Annotated in this window: 6 protein-coding genes; 3 read left to right on the top strand and 3 right to left on the bottom strand. The window is 71.5% G+C overall.

From position 1 onward, the window contains the following. Positions 1–113: 113 nt before the first annotated feature. The 3 genes from AB0I76_RS19620 to AB0I76_RS19610 all read right to left on the bottom strand — a co-directional run bounded on the left by AB0I76_RS19620 (position 114) and on the right by AB0I76_RS19610 (position 3466). Complete coding sequence (locus tag AB0I76_RS19620) at positions 114–1643, bottom strand: bifunctional cytidylyltransferase/SDR family oxidoreductase (RefSeq protein ID WP_357037211.1); 1530 nt, start codon at positions 1641–1643, stop codon at positions 114–116. Positions 1644–1767: 124 nt separating this feature from the next. Further along, positions 1768–2577 carry an ABC transporter ATP-binding protein gene (locus AB0I76_RS19615; RefSeq protein WP_357037208.1) on the bottom strand — a complete coding sequence of 270 codons (810 nt, stop codon included), beginning with the start codon at positions 2575–2577 and terminating at the stop codon, positions 1768–1770. Further along, the gene (locus tag AB0I76_RS19610) at positions 2570–3466 is read right to left on the bottom strand and encodes an ABC transporter permease (RefSeq protein WP_357037205.1); all 897 of its coding nucleotides are present in this window, start codon (positions 3464–3466) and stop codon (positions 2570–2572) included. The genes AB0I76_RS19615 and AB0I76_RS19610 overlap by 8 nt, the downstream gene beginning before the upstream one ends. Before the next feature lie 202 nt (positions 3467–3668). Between AB0I76_RS19610 and AB0I76_RS19605 the strand changes: the two genes are divergently transcribed. From AB0I76_RS19605 to AB0I76_RS19595, 3 genes are all read left to right on the top strand, one after another. Then, complete coding sequence (locus AB0I76_RS19605) at positions 3669–4280, top strand: TetR/AcrR family transcriptional regulator (RefSeq protein WP_357037214.1); 612 nt, start codon at positions 3669–3671, stop codon at positions 4278–4280. A gap of 111 nt (positions 4281–4391) precedes the next feature. Continuing rightward, on the top strand, positions 4392–5501 hold the full coding sequence (locus AB0I76_RS19600; protein WP_357037202.1) for a DegT/DnrJ/EryC1/StrS family aminotransferase: 1110 nt from the start codon (positions 4392–4394) through the stop codon (positions 5499–5501). Beyond that, positions 5498–6538, top strand: coding sequence for a Gfo/Idh/MocA family oxidoreductase (locus tag AB0I76_RS19595; protein WP_357037199.1), 1041 nt, complete (start codon positions 5498–5500; stop codon positions 6536–6538). The genes AB0I76_RS19600 and AB0I76_RS19595 overlap by 4 nt, the downstream gene beginning before the upstream one ends. Positions 6539–6585: the final 47 nt, after the last annotated feature.

Genomic DNA, 6585 nt, shown 5'->3' with positions numbered 1-6585 from the left:
CGGCGACCGCCACACCGAGGCCCCAGCCGGTCGCCCCGGTCAGCGCGAGCACGACGAACGCCGCCACCGCGAGCCCCGTGGCCAGGCCCCGGGCGATCAGCTTCCGGACGAGGTCACCACGCATACTGCTCCGCCCCCACCTGGTCCGCCGGCTGGTCGCCGCGCTCCACCCCGGCCTGCGCCGGGACCACCGCCGCCGGCTCCACCGCGTCGGCCCCGCCGGCCGACCGGCGTACGTCGATCACCTGCCCGGTCAGCCCGGACAGCAGCACGTCCAGCGACGCGCTGGCCACCGCCTCGGCCGACAGCAGGGTGTGCGCCGGCTCCGCGCCGAACGCCCGGGTCCGCATCGGGGTCGCCGTCCGCTCCGGGTTGACGCAGTTGACCCGTACGCCGGACTCCGCCCACTCGTCGGCGAGCGCCTGCGTGAGGTTGACCAGCGCCGCCTTGGTGGCCGAGTAGAGCGCGTAGCGGGCCCGGCCGCGCGTGTACGAGCTGGACGTGTAGAGCAGCAGCTGGCCGCGGGTCTGCCGCAGGTACGGCAGCGCCGCCCGGGCGACGGTCACCGGCCCGAGGAAGTTGACCTGCAGCACCCGGTCGATGGTCTCCTGGTCCATCCCGGCCAGCTCGCCCTTCTCCAGCACGCCGGCGGTGACCACCACGTGGTCCACGCGGCCGGTGGCGGCGAAGGCCGTCTTGAGCGCGGCCTCGACGTCGTCGGGGCGCTCGACGTGCGTGCCCGTGGTGGAGCGGCTGAAGGGGAAGACGCGGGCGCCGAAGCCGCGGGCCAGCTCGGTCAGCTCGTGCCCGATGCCGTAGCTGCCGCCGAACACCACGATGGTGCGCCCGGTCAGCTCCTCGGTGTAGCCGCGGTGGTCGGCCAGCCGGTGCGCCTTGGCGGCGGAAAGCTGGAAGAGTTTGTCGGCGAGGTGCACGTCGACCGGGTGGGTGACCTTGATGTTCTCGTCCGCGCCGTCGATCACCTTGATCGGGGTGTCGGGCAGGTAGCGCAGCACCACGCCGCAGTCGTCGGTGGCCGCGAAGTCCGGGTCGTCGGCCGCGCGCCGGTACGCCTCCCGGATGGTGCCGGACCGGAACGCCTGCGGGGTCTGGCCGCGGCGCAGCCGGGAGCGGACCGGGATGTCGGTGATGCAGTCGTCGGCGTCGACCTGGATGATCGTGTCCGCCGACGGGATCGCCACGTCGACGGCCGCGTACGTCCACAGCGCGTTGACGCACTCGCGGATGATCCGGCCGCTGACCAGCGGGCGTACCGCGTCGTGGAACAGGATGTTGCAGTCGTCCGGGCCGATGACGTCCAGGGCGAGGCGGGTGGTGGCGTTACGGGTGTCGCCGCCCTCGACGACGGTCGTGACCTTGCGGAAGCCGGCCCGCTCGATGATGCGTTCGGCGTCCGGGACGTGACCGGCGGCCATCAGCACGACGATCTCGTCGATCTCCGGTGCGGCCTCGAAGACCGCGAGGGTGTGTTCGATGATCGGCTTGCCGGCGATCTTCACGAGCTGCTTGGGGATGCCCAGACCGAGCCGGGTGCCGGTACCGCCGGCCAGGATCACCGCCACGGTCCGGGTGGGTCGCCACGGTGCGGTGGCGGCCGGGGTGGGGGAGCCGTCCTGTGTCATCGCCGATCCTCACTGCTGCAACACGCCGGCGGTCGTCCGGCCGGCGCACGATCGGTACGACCTTAGCCGCGCCGGGAACGCCCACCGCCCCCCGGTGGTTGGCCGGGGGGCGGTGCGCCGGACGCTACTTCTTCATGTACTCGTGGTAGGCGGCGATGACCTCGTCGGTCGGCCCGTCCATCCGGATCAGGCCGGACTCCAGCCAGATCGACCGCTCGCAGGTGTCCCGGATGGTGCCGATCGCGTGGCTGACCAGGAAGACCGTGCCGGCCTCGGCGCGCAGTTCCCGTACCCGCTGCTCGCTGCGGCGGCGGAACCGGGCGTCACCGGTGGCCAGGGCCTCGTCGATGAGCAGCACGTCGTGCTTCTTCGCCGCCGCGATCGAGAAGCGCAGCCGGGCCGACATGCCGGAGGAGTACGTGCGCATCGGCAGCGAACCGAAGTCCCCCCGCTCGTTGATCCCGGAGAACTCGATGATCTCCGAGGTCCGCTTGCGGACCTCGTCCGGGTGCATCCCCATCGCCAGGCAGCCCAGTGCCACGTTCCGCTCGCCGGAGAGGTCGTTGAGCAGGGCGGCGTTGACGCCGAGCAGGGAGGGCTGCCCCTGGGTGTAGATCGCGCCCTTGTCGGTCGGCATCAGCCCGGCGATGGCCCGCAGCAGTGTCGACTTGCCCGAGCCGTTGCTGCCGATGAGGCCGATCGCCTCGCCCCGGTACGTGGTGAAGCTGACGCCCTTGACCGCGTGGACCTCGCGGATGTTCGGGGCGTCGGTGCGGGACACGATCCGCTTGAGGGCCGCCACCGCGCCGCCGCTGCCCGGGGTGCCCGCGCCGTAGATCCGGTAGGTGAGGTGCACGTTGTCGGCGATGACGGTGGGGATGCGCTGGTCCGCGACCCCGGTGCTGCCGGGAGCGACCTGGTTGAGCTCAGCCACGACCGTACTCCTGTTCACCGCGCCAAAAGTAGACGTACCCGCCGAGGAAGGCCACCAGGGCCCACGCCGCGCCGACCAGCCAGAGCCGCGTCGGGGAGGAGGTCAGCGGGGAACTCTCCAGGAGGGCGTGCCGGACCAGCTCGATGTAGATGAGCAGCGGGTTGGCCTCGATGATCGTCTGCGCCCAGCCGGGTAGGTGCCGGGCGAAGTTCTCCACGCTGTAGAGCACGCCGGAGGCGTACATCCAGGTGCGGGTGATGAACGGCATGAGCTGCTTGAGGTCGGTGACCTTGGCGCCGAGCCGGGCCATGCCGAGAGCCATGCCGACGTTGAAGACCGACTGGAGCAGCAGGGCGGGAATCACCAGCAGCCACTCCAGGGTCAGCGGCTCGCCGGTGACCAGCACGATGCCGACCAGCACGATCATGGCGGTGAGCAGGTGCTGGAACTGGGTGAGCGTCACCGAGATCGGCAGGCTGGCCCGGGGGAAGTGCAGCGCCCGGACCAGGCCGAGGTTGCCGCTGATCGACTGGGTGCCCTGGACCACCGCGGTCTGGGTGAAGTTGAAGATGAACAGCCCGACGCAGAGGTAGGCGATGAAGTTCGGGATCTCACCCTTGGTGTTCAGGATGACGCCGAAGATCAGGTAGTAGATCGCCGCGTTCGTCAGCGGTGTGAGCACCTGCCACACGCGCCCCAGGCGGGCCGTGGCGAAGGCCGCAACCATCTTCGCGTTCGCGTACGCCGCGATGAAGTGCCGGTAGGACCACAGCTGCCGGGTGTAGCCGGCGAGGGTGGGCCGTTCGCCGGCGACCGTCAGACCGTACCGGGCGGCGAGTTCCGCCCCGGTCAGTCCTGAGTCGGCGTCAGCCACCGCCGTGTTGGCCATGGATGGGCGCTCCGATCTTTCTCGGTGGGGATGCCGCGACGCAACAGTTCGGCGGATCCGACGGGCCGCAGTGGCGGGAACGTCGCCGCCTCGTCGCTGCGTGGACGGTAGTGGAAAAGACGTCGGGACGCAACCGTACCGTCGCTGCGCTACATTGTCCCACGTGACGACCGAGAAGAGGCGTGCTCCGGCCGGTGCGGCGGTGCTCCGGGACGACATCACCACGGCCATCCGCCGCGCCTTGATGCAGGAACTGGCCGCCGTCGGCTACGGGCGGCTCTCCATCGAGGCGGTCGCGCGCCGGGCCGGGGTGAGCAAGACCGCCGTCTACCGGCGCTGGAGCTCGAAGCTGGAGCTGGTGCTGGAGGTCGTCTCGGCCGCCGCCGGGAAGCGCCTGCCGCTGCCCGACACCGGTGACCTCCGGACCGATCTGGAGATGCTCTATCTGATCATGACGCAGGCGCTGCGGCACCCGCTCGCCTCGCAGATCATCCCCGACCTGCTGGCCGAGGCCGCCCGCAACCCGCAGATCGCGCAGACCCTCCAGGAGGCGCTGCGGCTGCACCAGCGCACGGTCGGCGGCCTGCTGATCGGCCGCGCCGTCGAACGCGGCGAACTGCCTGTGGTGGTCGACCCCGACATCGCCATCGACCTCATCGTCGGACCGCTCTACTGGCGGGTGGCGATCGCCCGACTGCCGCTCGACCCGGCGGACGCGCCGAGGATGGCCTCGGCCGTCGTCGGCGCGCTCCGAGTAGCATGCCAGGTGCCAATCCGGGGCGAGTCGGACGTCGAGCTCTCCGTACGACCGTGAATGTCCCAGCTCACCGGGTCTCCGATCCGCCAGTCGCACCGCCAGGCTTCCCGACCCGGGGACCGGCTACCATCGCGGCCGGACGAGCTCCACACCGACAGGAGGATGCCCATGACTGGGCAGAACGCTGAATTCATCCCACCCGCTCGGCCGGTGATCGGCGAGGCCGAGATCGAGGCGGCCGTGCGGGTGCTGCGCAGCGGCAAGGTGGTGCAGGGCCCCGAGGTCGCGGCCTTCGAAGAGGAGTTCGGTGAACTCGTCGCCGGTCGTCACTGCGTGGCGGTCAACTCGGGCACGTCGGCCCTCCAGTTGACCCTCATGGCCCTGGGTTTCGGTCCTGGCGACGAGATCGTGGTGCCGTCCTTCTCCTTCGCCGCCAGCGCCAACGCGGTCCGGCTGGTGGGCGCCGAGCCCGTCTTCGTCGACATCGAGCCCGACAGCTTCTGCGTCGACCCCGCCGCGGTGGAGGCGGCGATCGGTCCGCGCACCGTGGCGATCATGCCGGTCCACCTCTACGGCCACCCGGCCGCGATGGACAAGATCATGGAGATCGCCGCCCGGCGCGGCCTCGCCGTGGTCGAGGACGCCGCCCAGGCCCACGGCGCGGCCCTGAACGGCCAGCCGGTCGGCGCCTTCGGCACCGCGGGCTGCTTCAGCTTCTACCCCACCAAGAACATGCACTCCCTCGAGGGCGGCATGGTGACCACCGCCGACCCCGAGCTGGCCCGTACCCTGCGGCTGCTGCGCAACCAGGGCATGGAGCAGCGGTACGCCAACGAGATCGTCGGCGCCAACATGCGGATGACCGACGTGGCCGCCGCCATCGGCCGGGTGCAGCTGCGCCAGCTCGCCGACTGGACCGAGCAGCGCCGCGCCAACGCCAAGTTCCTCGACTCGAAGATCACCGGCCTGGTCACCCCGCCGGTGGCCGACAACGCCCGGCACGTCTACCACCAGTACACGGTGCGGGTGCGGGGCGACCGGGACGCGGCCCAGGCCCGCCTCACCGAGCTGGGCATCGGCAACGCCGTCTACTACCCGACCCCGATCCACCGGCTCAAGCCGTACCTCACCGAGGACGGAAAGCCGGGCCCGTGGGACCTGCCGGAGACCGAGCGGGCCGCCGCCGAGGTCGTCTCGCTGCCGGTGCACCCGTCGCTGAGCGAGGCCGACCTGGAGCGGATCGCCGAGGGCGCGAACCTGGCCGGCGGTGCCCGATGAGCGGCGGGGGGAAGAAGCTGCGCGCCGGTCTCATCGGCCTCGGCGCGATGGGCCGCAACCACGCCCGGGTCCTGTCCAACCTGGACGGCGTCGAGCTGGTCGGCATCGTCGACCCGGCCGGCGACACCACCGGCACGCTCCGTGCCCCGGTCGTACCCGAGCTGGGTGACCTGCTGAAGCTGGGCGTGGACTACGCGGTGGTGGCCTGCCCGACCGCGCTGCACGAGCAGATCGGCCTCGAACTCGCCGCCAACGGCGTCTGCGCGCTGATCGAGAAGCCGCTCGCGCAGTCCGTCGAGGCGGCGACCCGGCTGGTCGAGGCGTTCGAGGCCGCCGGTCTGGTCGCCGGTGTCGGGCACATCGAGCGCTACAACCCGGCCCTGCAGAACCTGCGCACCCGGCTGGAGGCCGGCGAGCTGGGCGAGGTCTTCCAGGTCGTCACCCGGCGCCAGGGCCCGTTCCCGCACCGGATCGCCGACGTCGGCGTGGTGATGGACCTGGCCACCCACGACATCGACCTGACGGCCTGGGTGACCGGGCAGGACTACACGTCGGTGTCGGCCCGGACGGTCTCCCGCAGCGGTCGCCTGCACGAGGACATGGTCGCCGTCGTCGGCCAGCTCGCCGACGGCACGATGGTCAACCACCTGGTGAACTGGCTGAGCCCGCTCAAGGAGCGGTCCACCGTCATCACCGGTGACCGGGGCTGCTTCGTCGCCGACACCCTCACGGCCGACCTGACCTTCTACGCCAACGCGGCGATCGACACCGAGTGGGAGGCGCTGCGCGCGTTCCGCGGCGTCGCCGAGGGCGACATGATCCGGTACGCCATCCCGAAGCGGGAGCCGCTGCTGGTCGAGCACGAGCGGTTCCGCGACGCGGTCGAGGGCAAGCAGAGCGACATCGTGACCCTTCGCCAGGGCCTGCGGACCGTCCAGGTCGCGGCCGGGCTGCTGGAGTCCGCCTCGGCCGGGACCACCGTCGACGTCGGCGCCCCCGTCGGTGGCGACCCGAGCCGGGTGAGCACCACGATCTGACCGACCCACGCGGAGAGGCCCGGCCGGCGGCCGGGCCTCTCCGCGTG

The sequence above is a fragment of the Micromonospora sp. NPDC049799 genome (assembly GCF_040656655.1).
Taxonomy (GTDB): Bacteria; Actinomycetota; Actinomycetes; order Mycobacteriales; family Micromonosporaceae; genus Micromonospora.
Note: the sequence above shows the minus strand (reverse complement) of the source record. Positions and strands in the feature narration are given on the sequence as shown.

Excerpts from the sequence above, each read along its gene's own strand:
- AB0I76_RS19620 (WP_357037211.1), bottom strand. The coding sequence starts at position 1,643 with ATGACACAGGACGGCTCCCCCACCCCGGCCGCCACCGCACCGTGGCGA.
- AB0I76_RS19610 (WP_357037205.1), bottom strand. The coding sequence starts at position 3,466 with ATGGCCAACACGGCGGTGGCTGACGCCGACTCAGGACTGACCGGGGCG.
- AB0I76_RS19600 (WP_357037202.1), top strand. The coding sequence starts at position 4,392 with ATGACTGGGCAGAACGCTGAATTCATCCCACCCGCTCGGCCGGTGATC.
- AB0I76_RS19595 (WP_357037199.1), top strand. The coding sequence starts at position 5,498 with ATGAGCGGCGGGGGGAAGAAGCTGCGCGCCGGTCTCATCGGCCTCGGC.